General features: G+C 69.4%; 18 protein-coding genes. 11 read left to right on the forward strand and 7 right to left on the reverse strand.

The window, feature by feature from the left end:
• Positions 1-14 precede the first annotated feature (14 nt).
• Positions 15-671, reverse strand: coding sequence for a response regulator transcription factor (locus QFZ21_RS16830; RefSeq protein ID WP_307379869.1), 657 nt, complete (start codon positions 669-671; stop codon positions 15-17).
• A gap of 226 nt (positions 672-897) precedes the next feature.
• Here QFZ21_RS16830 and QFZ21_RS16835 point away from each other — a divergent pair, with 226 nt between their 5' ends.
• Positions 898-2040: a sensor histidine kinase gene (locus QFZ21_RS16835; RefSeq protein ID WP_307379872.1), complete on the forward strand. Its 1143-nt coding sequence runs from the start codon at positions 898-900 to the stop codon at positions 2038-2040.
• A 291-nt stretch (positions 2041-2331) separates the two neighbouring features.
• Here the strand turns inward: QFZ21_RS16835 and QFZ21_RS16840 are convergent, their stop codons facing one another.
• Positions 2332-3075, reverse strand: a complete 744-nt coding sequence (locus tag QFZ21_RS16840) for a GntR family transcriptional regulator (protein ID WP_307379875.1) — start codon at positions 3073-3075, stop codon at positions 2332-2334.
• A 92-nt stretch (positions 3076-3167) separates the two neighbouring features.
• A complete protein-coding gene (locus QFZ21_RS16845) occupies positions 3168-3503 on the reverse strand; it encodes a hypothetical protein (protein WP_307379876.1) in 336 nt (111 codons plus the stop codon).
• A 16-nt stretch (positions 3504-3519) separates the two neighbouring features.
• Here QFZ21_RS16845 and QFZ21_RS16850 point away from each other — a divergent pair, with 16 nt between their 5' ends.
• The 6 genes from QFZ21_RS16850 to QFZ21_RS16875 all read left to right on the forward strand — a co-directional run bounded on the left by QFZ21_RS16850 (position 3520) and on the right by QFZ21_RS16875 (position 9863).
• Entirely contained in the window at positions 3520-4176 is a 657-nt protein-coding gene (locus QFZ21_RS16850) for a phosphate/phosphite/phosphonate ABC transporter substrate-binding protein (protein ID WP_307381334.1), read from the forward strand.
• A 105-nt stretch (positions 4177-4281) separates the two neighbouring features.
• Positions 4282-5109 carry a phosphonate ABC transporter ATP-binding protein gene (gene phnC / locus QFZ21_RS16855; RefSeq protein WP_307379878.1) on the forward strand — a complete coding sequence of 276 codons (828 nt, stop codon included), beginning with the start codon at positions 4282-4284 and terminating at the stop codon, positions 5107-5109.
• Positions 5106-6908, forward strand: a complete 1803-nt coding sequence (gene phnE / locus QFZ21_RS16860) for a phosphonate ABC transporter, permease protein PhnE (RefSeq protein WP_307379881.1) — start codon at positions 5106-5108, stop codon at positions 6906-6908. The genes phnC and phnE overlap by 4 nt, the downstream gene beginning before the upstream one ends.
• On the forward strand, positions 6905-8044 hold the full coding sequence (locus QFZ21_RS16865; protein ID WP_307379883.1) for a TIGR03364 family FAD-dependent oxidoreductase: 1140 nt from the start codon (positions 6905-6907) through the stop codon (positions 8042-8044). The genes phnE and QFZ21_RS16865 overlap by 4 nt, the downstream gene beginning before the upstream one ends.
• Positions 8041-8760, forward strand: a complete 720-nt coding sequence (locus tag QFZ21_RS16870; RefSeq protein ID WP_307379887.1) for an HAD family hydrolase — start codon at positions 8041-8043, stop codon at positions 8758-8760. The genes QFZ21_RS16865 and QFZ21_RS16870 overlap by 4 nt, the downstream gene beginning before the upstream one ends.
• A 14-nt stretch (positions 8761-8774) precedes the next feature.
• Entirely contained in the window at positions 8775-9863 is a 1089-nt protein-coding gene (locus tag QFZ21_RS16875) for an alcohol dehydrogenase catalytic domain-containing protein (RefSeq protein ID WP_307379891.1), read from the forward strand.
• A 36-nt stretch (positions 9864-9899) separates the two neighbouring features.
• On the opposite strand, the gene QFZ21_RS16880 is transcribed toward QFZ21_RS16875, so the two are convergent.
• Positions 9900-10469, reverse strand: a complete 570-nt coding sequence (locus QFZ21_RS16880; RefSeq protein WP_307379893.1) for an FHA domain-containing protein — start codon at positions 10467-10469, stop codon at positions 9900-9902.
• A gap of 261 nt (positions 10470-10730) precedes the next feature.
• Between QFZ21_RS16880 and QFZ21_RS16885 the strand changes: the two genes are divergently transcribed.
• From QFZ21_RS16885 to QFZ21_RS16895, 3 genes are all read left to right on the forward strand, one after another.
• Complete coding sequence (locus tag QFZ21_RS16885) at positions 10731-11054, forward strand: ATP-dependent DNA ligase (protein WP_307379895.1); 324 nt, start codon at positions 10731-10733, stop codon at positions 11052-11054.
• 142 nt (positions 11055-11196) lie between these two features.
• Positions 11197-12081, forward strand: a complete 885-nt coding sequence (locus tag QFZ21_RS16890; protein WP_307379899.1) for an SDR family oxidoreductase — start codon at positions 11197-11199, stop codon at positions 12079-12081.
• 49 nt (positions 12082-12130) lie between these two features.
• Positions 12131-13048, forward strand: coding sequence for a DMT family transporter (locus QFZ21_RS16895; protein ID WP_307379901.1), 918 nt, complete (start codon positions 12131-12133; stop codon positions 13046-13048).
• Between the two features lie 48 nt (positions 13049-13096).
• On the opposite strand, the gene QFZ21_RS16900 is transcribed toward QFZ21_RS16895, so the two are convergent.
• Positions 13097-13855, reverse strand: coding sequence for a membrane protein insertase YidC (locus QFZ21_RS16900; RefSeq protein ID WP_307379904.1), 759 nt, complete (start codon positions 13853-13855; stop codon positions 13097-13099).
• 96 nt (positions 13856-13951) lie between these two features.
• Positions 13952-14224, reverse strand: a complete 273-nt coding sequence (locus QFZ21_RS16905) for a DUF6412 domain-containing protein (RefSeq protein WP_307379906.1) — start codon at positions 14222-14224, stop codon at positions 13952-13954.
• A gap of 92 nt (positions 14225-14316) precedes the next feature.
• On the opposite strand from QFZ21_RS16905, the gene QFZ21_RS16910 reads away from it, so the two are divergent.
• A complete protein-coding gene (locus QFZ21_RS16910; RefSeq protein ID WP_307379909.1) occupies positions 14317-15363 on the forward strand; it encodes a nitronate monooxygenase family protein in 1047 nt (348 codons plus the stop codon).
• A gap of 14 nt (positions 15364-15377) precedes the next feature.
• On the opposite strand, the gene purU is transcribed toward QFZ21_RS16910, so the two are convergent.
• On the reverse strand, positions 15378-16229 hold the full coding sequence (gene purU, locus QFZ21_RS16915) for a formyltetrahydrofolate deformylase (protein ID WP_307379912.1): 852 nt from the start codon (positions 16227-16229) through the stop codon (positions 15378-15380).
• Positions 16230-16231 lie beyond the last annotated feature (2 nt).

The raw sequence follows: 16231 nt of genomic DNA on the forward strand, positions 1-16231 counted from the left end.
CGCGCCGGACGTCCTCAGCGGAAGTTGACGAGGCCCGCGTGCGCGGCTGCGACCAGGATCTGCACACGATCGCGCAGATGCCACTTCGACATCATGCGTCCGAGGTGGGCCTTCACGGTGCCTTCTGACACGATGAGGGTGCGCGCGATCTCCGCGTTCGACATCCCCTTCGCCAAACACTGGAGGACTTCTGCCTCCCGGTCGGTCAGCGGTTCGAGAGCGGTCAGGTCTGCTGCGGCCGGCTCGGAGTCGCGCACGTGCCTGATGAGCATCGACGCGATCCGCGGCGAGAGCGAGCTGGCACCGCTGTGCACCTCGCGCACCCCGGTGACGATCTCTTCCGCACTGGAATCCTTCAGCAGATAGCCCGACGCGCCGGCGCTCAGCATCGGCAGCACCGTCTCACGACCGTCGAGCGTCGTCACCGCGAGCACGCGCACCTCCGGCCAGCGCTCCACGATCACGGCAGTGGCCTCGATCCCGTTCATCTGCGGCATCTGCACGTCCATCATCACGATGTCCGGCATCTCGCGTTCCACGGTGGCGATCGCCTCGATGCCGTCCTCCGCCTGCGCGATGACCGTGATGTCGGGGTCGCGCGACACGAAATGCGAGAGCGCCGAGCGGACCAGGGGATCGTCATCGACGATCAGGACACGGATTGCAGGCATGAACGAAGCCTAACGGCGTCGATCCTCCGCCACCCAGCACTAGACCTTTGTCTAAAAAGGTCTGGCTACGAGTCAGATGTGCCCGCAGAAGATCGCCGAGAAGATGGGTACAGACATCGACAAACGACTAGGACACGGAGGTGAGTGCTATGCCTTTCTGGCAGCAGGTTGGTAAGTTCTTTGGCCTCGTACGATAGATTACCTGGCGAATAGGAGATAGTGAACCATGGCCTTCGACCAATCCGCTGGAGAATCTACGGATGCTCTCCGGCTAGGTCGAGGCGAGAAGCTCAGCAACGTCGAGCGGATCGTCATCCTGGTCATCATCGCCATCACCGTCGCCCTCGACGTCATCGCCCTCATCACGACCCCGGGGGGAAACCCGCTCGGTCTGTTGGTGAGCATCGCGTCGACGGCCAGTTTCGCCCTGTACCTCTGGAATCCCCTCATCGCGACATGCGCCCTCGGCGTCGTGTTCGCCCTATCTTTTCTCGTAGGAACCGAGTCTCTGGTCCTGACTGCCGCAGCCGTTGCGGCAGGGCTGGTCATGAGACTGGGATGGACCTCTCTCGTCCTCTCCTACACCGGCGCCTTCCTGGTCGCCGCGGCCGTCGTCGCCAACGGCGACGTGGAAGCCGGGGTGAACGTCGGTCTGTACCTCGTCTTCGCCACCGTGGCAGGCGCCGTCGGCTTCGCGCTGCGGATCGCCTTCGCCCGTGGTCGCCGCCTCGAACTGCAGCTGGTCGAACAGGCCGAGCAGGAGCGGCAGGCAGTGCTCGCCGAACGGCGCTGGATCGCCGGCGAGCTGCACGACAGCATCGCGCACCACCTCACGGTGGTCGCGTTGCACGTGCAGATGCTCGAAGACCCATCCACCAGCAATGACTCACGCGAAGCCATTCGTGTCGCCGCCCGAAAGGCGATGGCCGATCTTCGCTTCGTGATCGATCTCGCCGATGACGGACCCCGATCGTCCGACATGCACACCGGCGACCTCGCCGACGCGATCGATGAGGCCGGCCAAGAGTTCGAATCGGCCGGGCACTCAGTGCGCATCGAAGGAGACGTCCACGATGAACGCATCCCGCGTGCCGCCGAGATCGTCCTCGCACGTATCGTGCGGGAATCGGCGACGAACATCCTGAAGTACGCGGGACCGGGTGAGGTACTCGTCCGGATGGACCTCGACGACGACGCCGCAGCGCTCATGCTGCGGAGCCCCCTGCCCACGACACCTCGCCGAGAACTGTCTTCCAGTCGCACCGGCCTCGGTCGGATGGCCGAGCGTGTGATCGGCGCGAGAGGCGAGTTCTCCGCAGGGGAGGTCGACGGTTACTGGCAGGTCTCGGCACGCCTGCCGATCGCATGAAATATCGGCGCAGGGCACGCTAGAGTAGGCCGAGTACCGCGTGACGTTTCCGCGAATGTAGACGAAAGTCCACCCCAGGTCTCGACCTTCGACACTTCATCCGGCGTCCTCTTCGGAAATATCCTGGAGGCTCCCCAGATAAAGCGTCCCCAGCGCTGCGATCGCGAGCGCGGTCTTTCTGGCTTCTGAAACACTTGCGCGCTCGCGATCGCCTTCTGGATCCGGATGCCCCTTTCGATCGGCATCCGTCGACACAGCCGGCTCGGCAGCCTTCGGCGCAGCAGCTCGGCGCTATCCGCCCACGGCTCGCATGTAGTGGCCTTCGGTCGAGATCCCCGATGCAGCGACGGTGAAGCGCACGACCTCGCTGAGGTACCGATCCTCCGATGCCTCGAAGATGAGCCCTTCCGCGTCGCGCGATGTGCGGGTGAGTCGCAGGATCGGCGTGCCCCGGGGCACCTGCAGCAGTGCAGCGTCCTGCTCGTCCGCTGCCACCGCGTCGATCACATGCTGCAGGCTGACGATGGGGTGCCCCACCGCGGCGAGATGTTCGGTGATCGAGACCTCGTCGAGGTCGACGTCGAACAGCTTCCGTCCCACGACCTCCGTGTATCTCAGACGCTCCAGCATGGTCGGCCGGCCGTCGAGCAATCGCAGGCGCACCACGCTGACGATGGTGTCGTCGGGCCCGACACCCAGCGCCGCCGCCATGTCTCCGGCCCGACGCAGGCTCAGCTCCTGCGTCTGGGCTCCGGGCGCGACGCCGAGATCCCGCGCCCAACGCGTGAAGGGCACCGAGACGTCGACCGCCTGATTGGCCTTCCGCGCCACCACGCGAGCCGGCCTGCCTCTGCTCGTCTCGATGAGACCTTCGGCGCGCAAGGCGGCCAGCGCATTCCGGATCGGGCCTCGCGAGGTGCGCCACCGCTCGGCGAGCTCCGCTTCGGTGGGAACGTCATCGCCGGGGCGCAGGGCGCCGCGTGCGATCTGGTCGCGGAGGTCGTCCGCGATCTGGGTGTACACAGCTTCGGCCACATAGGTACATTACTTGATCACACGTTGTCGGCGGATCGCGTTCCCACAGAGTTCACTCAGGCGAATCGCGGGTAAACGACCGCTGAACTCTTTCAAGTTAGGTATATATCTCGGACTCTCGCATGCGAGAGTCGTCCGTGGATCACCCCTCCCACCCTTGAAAGGTCCTCATGAAGCTTCGCGCTCTTCCCGCCCTCGCCGGCGTCGCGCTTCTCGCGCTCGGTCTCGCCGCCTGTTCCGGCGCGGCCGACGCCACCTCCACTCCTGGTGCCGACGAGTCGTCGACCACCGGCGGTTTCGCGGTCGACGAGAACACCCTCGTGTTCGGCGTCGTGCCCGACTCGGTCGACACCGAGACCAACTACCAGCCGTTGATGGACTACATCGCAGACCTCACCGGCAAAGACCGTCGAGTACCACGAGTCCACCGACTACGCCGCTCTCATCGAGGCCGCCGTCGCCGGCAAGGTCGACGTCGCCTCGTTCTCCGGCTTCACCTATGTGACGGCCACCAACAACGGCGCGAAGCTGACCCCGATCTCCTCCATCGTCACCGACGAGGGCCAGGAGCCGGGCTACTACTCGCAGGCGATCGTCCCGAAGGACAGCGACATCTCGAGCATCGCCGACTTCAAGGGCAAGAAGGTCTGCTTCGTCGACCCGTCGTCGACCTCGGGCTACCTCTTCCCGTCGTACAACCTGCTCGAGGCGGGCATCGACCCGAAGACCGACATCACCCCTGTCTTCGCCGGCAAGCACGACGTCAGCGTGCAGAAGACCGGTGAAGGCGTCGAGTGCGAGGTCGGGTTCGCCGAGGACTCCGAGGTCGAGAAGTCGGATGCCGTGAAGGTCATCGACGAGACGATGGTGCCCGGGGCTCCGCTGGTGTTCTCCTCCAGCCTCCCCGAAGAGGTCTCCCAGAAGCTGATCGACGGCCTCGCGGAGATCACGATCGACGACATCATCGCAGCCGGCATCGACAGCGCCGACTCCGACGCCTTCCGCAGCGTCTTCTACGCCACGAAGCCGGTCGACGACGCGTACTACGACGTCATCCGCGACATCTGCAAGGAGACCGAAGCCGAGCAGTGCCAGGGCTGACACCCTGACCCTCCCGTCGACAGGCTCAGTGACCCATCAGGGTCGCTGAGCCTGTCGGGGATCACCTCCTCACCGTGCTCGACCACTGATCTTCCAGGAGAAACCATGAACCCGGCATCCGATGCCCTCATCCGCCTGCAGGGCGTGACGAAGACCTTCGGGTCGACCACGGCGCTGAAGGATGCCTCGCTCGAGGTCTCCCGCGGCGAGATCGTCGTGCTGCTGGGCCTGAGCGGCTCCGGCAAGTCCACGCTGCTGCGCCACCTCGACGGCCTCGAGCTGCCGACCGCCGGCTCCGTCGAGGTGCTCGGACAGCAGGTGCCCGCGCTGAAGGGACGGGCGCTGCGCGACCTGCGCAGCCGCGTCGGCTTCATCTTCCAGCAGTTCGAGCTCGTCCCGTCGCTCACGGTGCTCGAGAACGTTCTGACCGGGTCGCTCTCGGGTGTTCGCGGGCCGCGCCTCGGCCTGTGGGGCTATTCGAAGGCCTCGAAACTCACCGCCCTCGGTCACCTCGACCGCGTCGGACTGCTCGACCGCGCCTACCAGCGCAGCGACACCCTCTCCGGCGGACAGCAGCAGCGCGTCGCCATCGCCCGAGCCCTGATGCAGAAGCCCGACATCCTGCTCGCCGATGAACCGGTGGCCTCCCTCGACCCGGAGTCGAGCGACCAGGTGATGGCGCTGATCCGCGAGATCGCCGCCGACGAGGGACTCACCGTCGTGTGCAGCCTGCACCAGGTCGACCTCGCGATCAGCTGGGCCGACCGCATCGTGGGCTTGCGCCACGGCGAGATCGTGCTCGACACTCCCACCACCGACCTCACCAAGGCCGAGGTCATGGAGATCTACGGGCGGGTCGCCACGACGACCGCCGAGATCGCCGCTGTCACCATGGAGCTCGCGGAGGCCGCGACGCAGGTGGCGGCGTCATGACGGTGCTCCGCCCTTCGACGAGCTCAGGGACCCGGGGAGGCGGCTCAGGGACCCGGGGGAGCGGCCCTTCGACAGGCTCAGGGACCCAGGGTTCGGGCTCAGGGCCCCAGAAGGGCGTCGCCGATCGCGCGCCGCGGCGTCCGATCTCCCCGGAGCGCATCGCGGCATCGCTGACCCTGCTCGCCCTGCTCGTCGTCGGTGTTCTCGCCGTCAACGAGGTCGGCATCTCGATCCCGGCGATGGTGCAGAGCTGGGGCAACGCCGAGAACTTCATGGCCCGCGTCGGCGGGCTGTCGTTCCCCGAACCCGGTGACCTCGTCTGGCTGATCGCACTGACGGTCGGCCTCGTGCTCGTCGGCACGCTCCTCGCCGCTGTGCTCTCGGTGCCGATCGCGTACCTTGCTGCCTCCAACACCTCACCGGGCAACGGGTGGCGCGCAGCCGCCCGCTTCATCGGCGTACTCACCCGCGCCCTGCCCGACGTCGTCCTCGCCATGGCCTTCGTGCTGATGTTCTCGCTCGGAACACTCCCCGGCATCCTCGCCATCGGCATCCACTCGATCGGCATGATCTCGAAGATGTTCGCCGACGCCATCGAGCAGGTCGACGAGGGACCGCGTCTGGCGATCCGCGCCGCCGGCGGCTCGAAGATGCAGGAGTTCACATCCGGCATCCTTCCGCAGGTGCTGCCGAGCTGGGTCGCCACGGTGCTGCACCGCAACGACATCAACCTGCGCGGCAGCGTGGTGCTCGGCTACGTCGGCGTCGCCGGTCTCGGCCTCGAGATGTCGTACGCCTTCAAGGCGCTCAACTACGGCAAGGGCCTCGGCATCGCCCTGGTCATCTTCATCCTCTGCGTCGTGATGGAGATCGTCTCCAGCATGGTGCGCGGCGCGATGCTCGGGCAGCAGAAGCAGACGCGCTCGTGGATCGATCGCATCCTCCATCCCCGAATGCGCAAGAGGGCGGCCGCCGCCCCGCTCGCACGCCCGGATTGGGCAGCCAGCCCGCAGACCGCTGTCCGCCGCCCGTGGACCGCGCAGCGCGTGCGTCATCTGATCGCCGGCATCGTGGCCGTGGTCATCGTGATGGGCAGCGTCGTCGTCAGCCAGATCAACTGGATGGACTTCTTCACGTTCTGGGCCAAGCTGCCCGAGGTCGCCGCGAAGTTCTGGCCGCCGTCGTTCGGCAGCTACGACGCCAGCGCGATGTTCGAGGCGATGCGCGACACCGTCGCGATCGCCTTGGCCGCCACCGTGCTCACCCTGCTGCCGTCGATCGTGCTCGGCTCGCTCGCGGCGCGCAACGTCGCGCCCGGCTCGGCCGCGCGAGGCACCGCGAGGTTCCTGCTGGTCGGCATCCGCGGCATCCCCGAGCTGATCCTCGCGATCGTGCTCGTCGTGATCACCGGACTCGGCCCGCAGGCCGGCGTCATCGCGCTCGCGATCGGCGGCATCGGCCTGCTCGGCAAGCTCATCGCCGACTCCTTCGAAGAGGTCGACGGCGGACCGGAGCGGGCACTGCGGGCCGTGGGCGCCACGCGCCTGCAGACCTACGCGTCGGCCACCGTCCCGCAGGGGATGCAGGCGCTGATCGGCCACAGCTTCTACATGCTCGACACGAACATCCGCGCGGCGACGATCCTCGGCATCGTCGGCGGCGGGGGAGTCGGGTACTACCTGCTCAACGCCAGTCAGGGCTCGCGGTACGAGACCGTCACGGCGATCGTCCTCATGATCCTGGTCACCGTGCTCGTCGTCGAAGGACTGGCGATGTGGATGCGGAAGGTGTTCCGATGAACGGCGCGAACAACGTGGCGGATCTCGTCGTCGTCGGCTCCGGGATCGTCGGGCTCGGCGCCGCCTATGCGGCGGTCCGTCGCGGACTGCGCGTGATCGTCGTCGATCGGACCGATGCGCCCACCGGTGCCACCATCCGCAACTTCGGCCACCTCTGCATCGGCGCCCAGGGCGGCGAGGCCCGGCGGTATGCCGACGTCTCGCGGGAGCTGTGGCTGCGGCTGTCCCACGACGCCGGCTTCTGGCTACGCGAGTCGGGCACCCTGGTCGCCGCCCGCCACACCGACGAGCTGGCCGTGCTCGCAGCGGCCGCGCGCGACGGCGGCATCCGGATGCTGGATGTCGACGAACTTCTGCGCCTCGCCCCGCTGCGGCGCGAGGGACTCGTCGGCGGCGCGCACATCGCGACCGACCTGCAGACGGATCCGCGCACCGCGGCATCCGCCATCGTCCGCCACCTCGCCGAGCTGGGGGTCGAGTTCCGGTTCCGCACCGCCGTCACCGCCCTCGGCGCGGGACGCGTCGAGACCACCCGCGGGACTCTCCGCTGCGAGAACGTCGTCGTCGCCGTGAACCACGACATCGATCAGCTGCTGCCCGAGGTCGCCGAACGGCACGGCATCATCCGCTGCACGCTCGACATGATGCGCGCGGCCGTGACGCTCCGGCATCCGCTGGCCGCCCCGCTCCTCACCGGCTGGTCGCTGGTGCGGTACGGGCGCTTCGCCGACGGGCCGGAGGCCACTGCTCTGCGCGAACGTCTGCACGCCGAGCGCCCCGATCTCGCGGCCCTGGATCTCAACCAGATGTACACGCAGCTGCCCGACGGCACGCTCATCATCGGCGACTCCCACGCGACCGCGCCGACGCCGGCGCCGTTCCAACCGGAGGCCGCGTTCGCCGCGTTCCTCGCCGAGGCCGAGGCGCTGTTCGACATGCCGACTCCTCGCGTGCTCGAGCGCTGGCAGGGCGTCTACGCCAAGGGGCCGCACGAGTTCCTCATCGAACGGGGCGATGAGGGCGCGCTGGTGCTCGCCGCGACCACCGGCATCGGAATGACCACGGGTCTGGGGCTCGCCGAAGAGAATCTCACCGCCGCCTTCGGGTGGGCACCCGCACTGGAAGGAACATCATGACCACCACCCCGCACACTCCGCTCGAGCTCATCGTGCTCGACATGGCCGGAACCACGGTCCTCGACGACGGCGTCGTGGAAGAGGCGTTCCACCGCGCCGCAGTGCGCACCGGCGTCGCCGAGCGGATGCCGTGGGCCGACGCCCTCGACCACGTGCGCGTGACGATGGGGCAGTCCAAGATCGACGTGTTCACGCATCTCGCCGACGGCGACGTCGCTCTGGCGGAGCGCGCCACCGCCGCCTTCGAAGGCGCCTACGCCGAGATCGTCGCCGAGCAGGGCGTGACGGAGATCCCCGGCGCGGCCGACGCGATCCAGGGATTGAAGGATGCCGGCCTCACCGTCGTGCTGACCACCGGCTTCGCCCCGGTCACGCGCGACGCCCTGATCGAGGGACTCGGCTGGCAGGGGCTCATCGACCTCGCTCTCTCGCCGATCGACGCCGGCCGCGGACGCCCCGCACCCGACCTCGTGCTCACCGCGCTGCTGCGCACGCAGAGCTCATCGGTCGCGGCCGTGGCGGTTGCCGGCGACACCGTCAGCGACGTCGAGTCCGGGCGCAGGGCCGGTGCCGGTTTCGTGGCCGGCGTGCTCACCGGCGCCCACGATCGCGCGGCCCTTGAGGGCGCCGGAGCCGATGTCGTGCTCGACGACGTCTCCGCACTCCGCGACACCCTCGCCGCCCGCGGTCTGCTCCGCGCCGTCCCGACCTCCTGAGACGGCGGCGCGACATGGGCACCCTGCTGATCCGTCCCCCCGGCCATCGGAGGGATATCGCGCTGCGCCCTGCCGCCACGGCCATGGTGTGGGTGGGCGAGGGGCATCCGCACGAGACGATCGCCGTACCGGGTGTCGCGCTCGCCGACGGCGACGTGCTGGTCGCGGTCGAGATGTCGACCATCTGCGGCTCCGACGTGCACACCGTGCAGGGTCGCCGCTCGGCCCCGACCCCGTTGGTGCTCGGTCACGAGAGCGTCGGGCGCGTGATCGCGACCGGCGACGCCGGAGCGACCGCGGTCGACGGTGCTCCGCTGCGCATCGGCGACCGCGTGGTGTGGTCGGTCACGATCTCGTGCAGGAGCTGCGACCGCTGCCTGCAGGGCCTGTCTCAGAAGTGCCGCACGCTCGGCAAGTACGGTCACGACCGCGTCGGCGTGCACGGCGACCTCACCGGGGCGTTCGCGTCGCACGTGCAGCTCCGCGACGGAACAGCGATCGTGCGGGTGCCGGAGGCGCTGTCCGCGGCCGTTCTCGCACCGGCATCCTGCGCGACCGCCACCGCCTGGGCGGCCGTCGCGCGAGCCGGCCGCGACCGCGATCTCGACGGCTCCGCCATGCGCATCCACGGGGCGGGACTCGTGGGACTCTCGGCCGCGGCGATCGCCGTCGAGCACGGCGCGACCGTCGAGGTGCTCGACCCGAACCCCGGCCGCCGGGCGCTCGCCGCGCGCTTCGGCGCCGGCCCACTCGACCGCGAGCCCGACGTGGTCATCGAGGCTTCCGGGCATGCTGTCGCCGAGGCCCTGGAGGGCGTCGCGGTCGGAGGGACCGTCGTGCTCGTGGGCAGCGTGTTCCCGTCGGACCCGGTGCCGCTGGACGCCGAGAGCATCGTTCGGCGGCTGGTGACGGTCGCGGGAATCCACAACTACACCGGGCAGGAGCTGGCCGACGCGGTGGCGTTCCTCGCGGGGCGCGGCCGGGCCTATCCGTTCGCGGATGCCGTCGGCGCAGTCCGCCCGCTGCTCGACATCGACGCGGCGCTCGTCGAGGCTGCGGGCCGCGAGGCGCCGTTGCGTGTCGGACTCGTGCCGGGGCGCTGACGGGCGGAGCCTTCTCTCGCCTGCGACCCGCTTCGGTCAGACGCCGCGGTCGGGCGCCGACTGGGGAGCGTTGGACTGCACGCCCTCGGAGGAGTCCGGCTCCTCCGGCTGCGGCTCGTCGGCGGACTCGGGCGATTCGCCCGCGTCGTAGTCCGGGCGGGAGGGCTGGAGCGGCTGATCGGAGTACTCGCCGCCCTTGCGTCCGCCGAAGGGCCGGCCGTGATCGGCGAACTCCTCGCGGGCGAAGACGAGAGTCCACGGACCGGCGGTGAACCGCGCACCCGTCCGCAGCGTCTCGGTGTCCTCGCCGGGGTGCGTGGCATCCGCGGCCGGATTCGCGTTCATCTCGCCCGCGCCGTGCAGCGTGAGCACGTACTCGTCGCGATCGTCGTGGGTGACCGTCGCATGCACCGGGTCGGTCTCCGCCAGACGCAGTTCATTTCCCTCGGCGGAGCCGATGCGGACGGTGTCGGCCTCGAGCGGAAACTCCATCCGCTCCCCGTCCCTCGTGATCCGGAGGAGCGGGTTGCCTGCGCCGTACTCCGCGTGGGTCGTGGTCGGGGTGTTGCCTTCATCGGAGCGGTCGTCGATGTGTCGTGCATTCATGGCGGATGCCCTCCTCGGAGTCGGGATCACCAGGCTAAGGGATCGGAGCGCTCGCATCGAAGGGGGTTGACTTCACTCGGCGCCGGCAGCCGCTTCCGCCCGCGCCACGACGCCCCACGAAGCCGTCGTGTATGAGTCGGGAGATGTCCCTCGCGATAGAGTGGAGCCCGGCCGTGGTGCAGGATGCCCGGAGGCCATACGCTACGCAGACGGGACGAATCCGACGCCGCGTCGGACCCCCGATTTTCGAACGAGGGAAACATGGGCAAGTTCATCTACGAGGGTGGCGTCAAGACCGAGATCGAGGATCGCGCTCTCACGCACCTGCAGCTCGTGATCACGGCCAAGCTGCGCCGCGGCGAGCCGTTCCCCTTCAGTTGGCGCGAGGACGCCAGCGTCGGCGGCGGACGCACGACCGTGTGGATCCAGCCCGGCAGCTCGCTGGTGTTCAAGTTCTTCGGCAGCCGTCAGCCCTCGATCAACCGCGCCTGGATCGAGGCGCTCGCGTTCACCGCGAATGCGCCGAGCGGGTTGTACCTCGTCCCCGAGCCCTCCGAGACGGCGGAGCCCGCCGGGGACGCATAGTCCGCCAGCCGCTCGGCCCTTCGACACACCGGCGAACACTGTCAACCCCCTGCCCGTCCGACGACCGGCCGGGAAGGCTCGAGACAGTCCCCGCTCGAGCGCTCGCGCCTCGAGCATCCGCCGAGTCTGACGAGGAGCCCGCATGAACGACAGCACACCCGACCCCCGGCACGCACACCGCGAAGAGGGATTCCCCGCGCAGCAGCAGGACCAGCCGGGGCTCACGGACGAGACGACGCCGGAGCCGGACCACGGTGAGGACTCGTACGTCGGCCACGGCCGGCTGGAGGGCCGCCGCGCCCTCATCACCGGCGGCGACTCCGGCATCGGCCGCGCCGTCGCCATCGCCTTCGCGCGCGAAGGCGCAGACGTCGCGATCGCCCACATGCCGGAGGAGCAGGCGGATGCCGACGACACGCTCGCCCTCGTGCGGGCGGAGGGACGCCAGGGACTGAGCCTGGCCGGCGATCTGCGGGACGAGAACTTCGCCACGGACATCGTCGCCGAGACCCGCCGGGAACTCGGCGGTCTTGACGTTCTGGTGCTCAACGCCGCCTACCAACACGACATCGACGGGTTCGAGAACCTCTCCACCGAGCGGATGCGCCGCGTCTTCGACACGAACCTGGCCGGGCTCGTGTTCACGGCTCGCGCCGCCTTCCCCGATCTCGAGCCCGGCGCGAGCATCATCGTGACCTCGTCGATCCAGTCGTCCCAGCCATCGCCGGGACTCATCGACTACGCGATGACGAAGGCGGCCCAGGTCGCGTTCGTGAAGGCGCTCGCCGAGGAGGCGGGGCCCAAAGGCGTGCGCGTGAACGCGGTCGCACCCGGACCGATCTGGACGCCGCTGATCCCGGCCACCGGGTGGGATGCCGAACGCCTCGCGACCTTCGGCGCAGACACTCCGCTGGGACGGGCGGGGCAACCGGCCGAACTCGCCGGGACCTACGTCTATCTCGCATCGGCGGAGTCGTCGTACGTGACGGGCGCCGTGGTCGCGGTGACCGGGGGCAAGGCGCTCTGACATCGCGCGGGCGGCCGGGCGCAGCCGCGAACACACCTAGGCTGGGTTGGTGAACAGGCCAGCGGCATCCGGTCCCCTCGTGGGAGTCGCACTCGTCGTCGGATCGTGCCTGTCGCTGCCGTTCGGAGCCGCCGTCGCGGCCCAGATCTTCCCGGCGCTCGGTCCATGGGGCGTGACCTCGCTGCGCGTCGCGATCGCCGCGCTGCTGCTGGTGGTGATCGTGCGGCCGCGTCCGGGCCGCTGGACCCGGAAGCAGTGGCTCGCTGCCACGCTCTTCGGGGTGTCGCTGGCGGCGATGAACGGGTTCTTCTACGCCGCGATCGACCGCATCCCGCTCGGCCCGGCGGTCGCCATCGAGTTCCTCGGACCCCTTGTGCTGGCCGCGGTGCTGACCCGACGGCTCGTCGATGCGGCCTGGGTGGGGGTCGCGCTCGTCGGCATCGCGCTGCTCGGGATCGACGGCATGATCGGGGCCGAGCCGCTCGATCCGCTCGGAGTGCTCTTCATCCTCTTCGCCGCCGGCTTCTGGATCATGTACATCCGGATGAGCGCCCGCGTCGGCGCACTCATCCCCGGTGCCGGCGGGCTGGCCATGGGTCTCGTGGTCGCTGCTGTGCTGTTGCTGCCGGTCGGCGTCCCCACCGTGTCGATCATCGCGGGCGACATGCAGCTGCTGGTCCTCGCGGCGATCACCGCGGTGCTCTCCTCCGTGATCCCGTACAGCTTCGAGCTCGCCGCGCTCCGCCGACTCCCGCAGCGGGTGTTCGGGGTGCTGTTGAGCCTCGAGCCCGCCTTCGCGACGCTCGCCGGCTGGCTCATCCTCGGGCAGGACGCCACGGTGCTGCGGATGCTGGCCGTCGCGCTCGTGATCGCCGCCAGCGTCGGCACCACACTCGGGGTTCGTCGAGACCGACGCGGTGAGAGCGGATCCGGTCCGTTCACCGCGCCGATCCCGTTGCCCGACTGATCCGCGCCCGGTTCCTGAGCGAGGAGCGCAGCGACGAGACGAAGGGCGCTAGGCGCGTGTCGCCACCGGCAGCGGGTACCGCCGCCGCAGGATGATCCGCTGCGCGAGCGTCCAGACCACCGTCACCGTGAGGTAGATCGCCGCGGCCAGCGGCACGAAGATCGCGAACACCGCGGTCAGATAGTGCAGCGCCGAGACCACCCGCAGCATGGTCGGCGAGTTCAGCGGTGATGTGTCGCCCTCGACCGGAACAGGGCGGAAGACCCGGCGCGTGACCTCGGCCGTCGCGATCATCACAGCCAGCAGCGCGGCGAACACCAGACCGGTGGCCGGGGTCACGGTGCCGCCGAACACCGCCGAGACGAGGCTCTGACCCAGCGGAGCGCCGAACAGGTCGTGCGCCAGGAGGTCGTTCGGCTGCCCGGAGATGACCGGTCGGATGAACAGCGTGTAGAGGATGCCGATGACCGGCGCCTGCGCCAGCACCGGCAGCATCCCGGCGAAGGGCGAGGTCTTCTCATCGCGGTAGAGCGCGAGGGTCTCTTTCTGCAGGCGCTCGGGGTTCTTCTTGTGGCGGCGCTGCAGTTCGCGGAGGCGCGGCGCCAGCCGTGCTCTGGTCTGCTCGGCTCGGGCCTGCGAGATGCCGACCGGGATGAGAGCCGCGCGCACCAGGAGCGTGACGAGCACGACGGCGAGGGCGGCGGCGGATGCTCCGGCGAGAGGTTCGAGGAGCGTGGAGAGGCCGACCAGTGCACCGTAGGCGGCGTTCAGGAGGGCGGCGAGAGGGGGAAAGGCAAAGGGGTCCATGAGGTGTCCGTTCGAGACGAGGAGAAGGGGTCGGCGAAGACCGCGCATCCCATGCGAACGGACGAGCCCTTCCGGGTCGTCCCGTGCAGACGGGGGTTACGCGGCGGTCGCGACCCCTGGCGCCCGCGGACGTGGATGCCCCGCGGCATCCGGATCACTCTGTGCGAGAAGCGTGCCGACATCGATCGCCCGGATCGGATGGGGCTCGTCGGCCCCGGTGGTCGGACGCACGCTCAGCACGATCGCGAGCGTGAGAGCGGTCACAGCAAGCAGTGCGACGGCGAGGCCGAGGGCTGCGGCATCCGGCATCGCGACGAGCCCGAGCGCGGTCGCGAGGATGCTCAGCATCTGCCCGATCCACTCGCCCATGCGCTCGTCTCCTCCTGCAGCGAGGGTAGCACCGGGCACAGGGCCGGACGGCCCTCGATCCCGCGCGTTCGCGGCGGGAGTAACGTCGAAGCATGAGTGATCTGTGCGCAATGCTCGGGATCGAGCATCCGATCTTCCTCGGTCCTTTCGGCGGGCTGTCGTCCGTGCGTCTCACCGCCGCCGTGAGCGATGCGGGCGGCTTCGGCTCGTTCGGGCTCTACGGCTACGACGGCGACCGCATCCGGACGACCGGAGCCGAGCTGCGGGCGGCGACCGCCCGGCCCTTCGGGCTGAACATCTGGCTGCCGACCGGCGACGAGGCCGCGCCGAACGCCCAGCACCTGATCTTCGCCCAGGCCCTGCAGCCGTTCTACGAGGCCGTCGGCGTCGAGCTGCCCGCCCGGCCCGCGCAGTACCTTCCGTCTCTCGACGAGCAGCTGGAAGCGATCTGGGAGGTCGCCCCGGCCGTGCTCAGTGTGGTCTTCGGCGTGCCGTCGGCCGCCCTGATCGACGAGGCGCGTCGCCGCGGCATCCGTGTGGTGGGCACCGCGACGACGGTGGCCGAGGCCGTCGCCCTCGCCGAGAGCGGGGTCGACGCGATCGTCGCGACCGGCATGGAGGCCGCCGGACACCGGGTGTCGTTCCTGCGGCCGGCCGAGGAGTCCCTCGTCGGGACGTTCGCTCTGGTGCCGCAGGTCGTCGACGCGGTCGACGTGCCCGTGATCGCCGCGGGCGGCATCGCGGACCGACGCGGCGTGGCCGCTGCCTTCGCACTCGGTGCTTCGGGCGTGCAGGTGGGGACGGCGTTCCTCGCCACAGCCGAATCCGCCACGACGGATGCGCATCGGGCCGCGATCCGGGCGACCTCCGCCGACGAGACCGTGCTCACCCGGGCGATGAGCGGCCGCCTCGCCCGCGGTGCCCGTAACCGTGCCGTGCGCGCGATCGAGGCCAGCGGGACGATCGCCCCCTTCCCGATGCAGAACTGGCTCACCGGGAAGTTCCGCACCGCAGCCAACGAACAGGGACTCGGCGAGCTGCAGGGCCTCTGGATGGGTCAGGCCTCACCGCTCGCGCGCTATGACACGGCCGCCGAGGTGTTCGAGGAACTCGTCGCGGGGCTGCCGGTGACGAGCTGACGAGACGTGGTCGCCTAAAGGATGACCGTCGACTTGCCGTGCACGATCACGCGGTCCTCCGCGTGCCACTGCACGGCGCGGGCGAGCACCAGCCGCTCGACGTCGGCGCCGCGATTCTGCAGCTCGGCCGCGGACTCGGAGTGCGTCACCCGGGTGACGTCCTGCTCGATGATGGGTCCCTCGTCGAGATCGGCGGTGGCGTAGTGCGCCGTGGCGCCGATCAGTTTGACGCCGCGCTCCTTGGCCCGCGCGTACGGGTTCGCGCCGATGAAGGCGGGGAGGAACGAGTGGTGGATGTTGATCACCGGAGCGCCGAGCCGGGTGATGAAGTCGTCGGTGAGGATCTGCATGTAGCGGGCGAGCACCACCAGGTCGACATTGCCCTGCAGCAGCTCCAGCTGACGCTGCTCCATCGCGGCCTTGTCGCCCGAGGGGATGTGCACGAACGGCACCCCGAACGAGCGCACGGCCGCCGCGAGGTCGGGGTGATTCGACACCACCATCGTGATGTCGATCTCGAGCTGCCCGCGCTGCGCACGCCAGAGCAGCTCCATCAGGCAGTGGTCGTATTTGGACACGAAGATCGCCACGCGCTTGCGGCGCGCGACATCATGCAGCGACCACTCCATGCCGAACCGCTCCGCGACCAGGGCGATGTCGGCTTCCAGCGCCGGGCGGGCCGCGGCGAGGCCATCGAGGTGGATGACCGTGCGCTGGAAGAAGCGTCCGCCCTCGGAGTCGGTGGAGTGCTGGTCGAGCGAGATGATGTTCGCGCCATGCTCGGAGAGCACTCCGGCCACCGCGGCGACGATGCCTGGCTGGTCGTCGCAGGCGATCAGGAGGCGGGCGGTATCGGGCTGAGACATGG

It is taken from the genome of Microbacterium sp. W4I20, from assembly GCF_030816505.1.
In the GTDB taxonomy this organism is placed as follows: Bacteria; Actinomycetota; Actinomycetes; order Actinomycetales; family Microbacteriaceae; genus Microbacterium.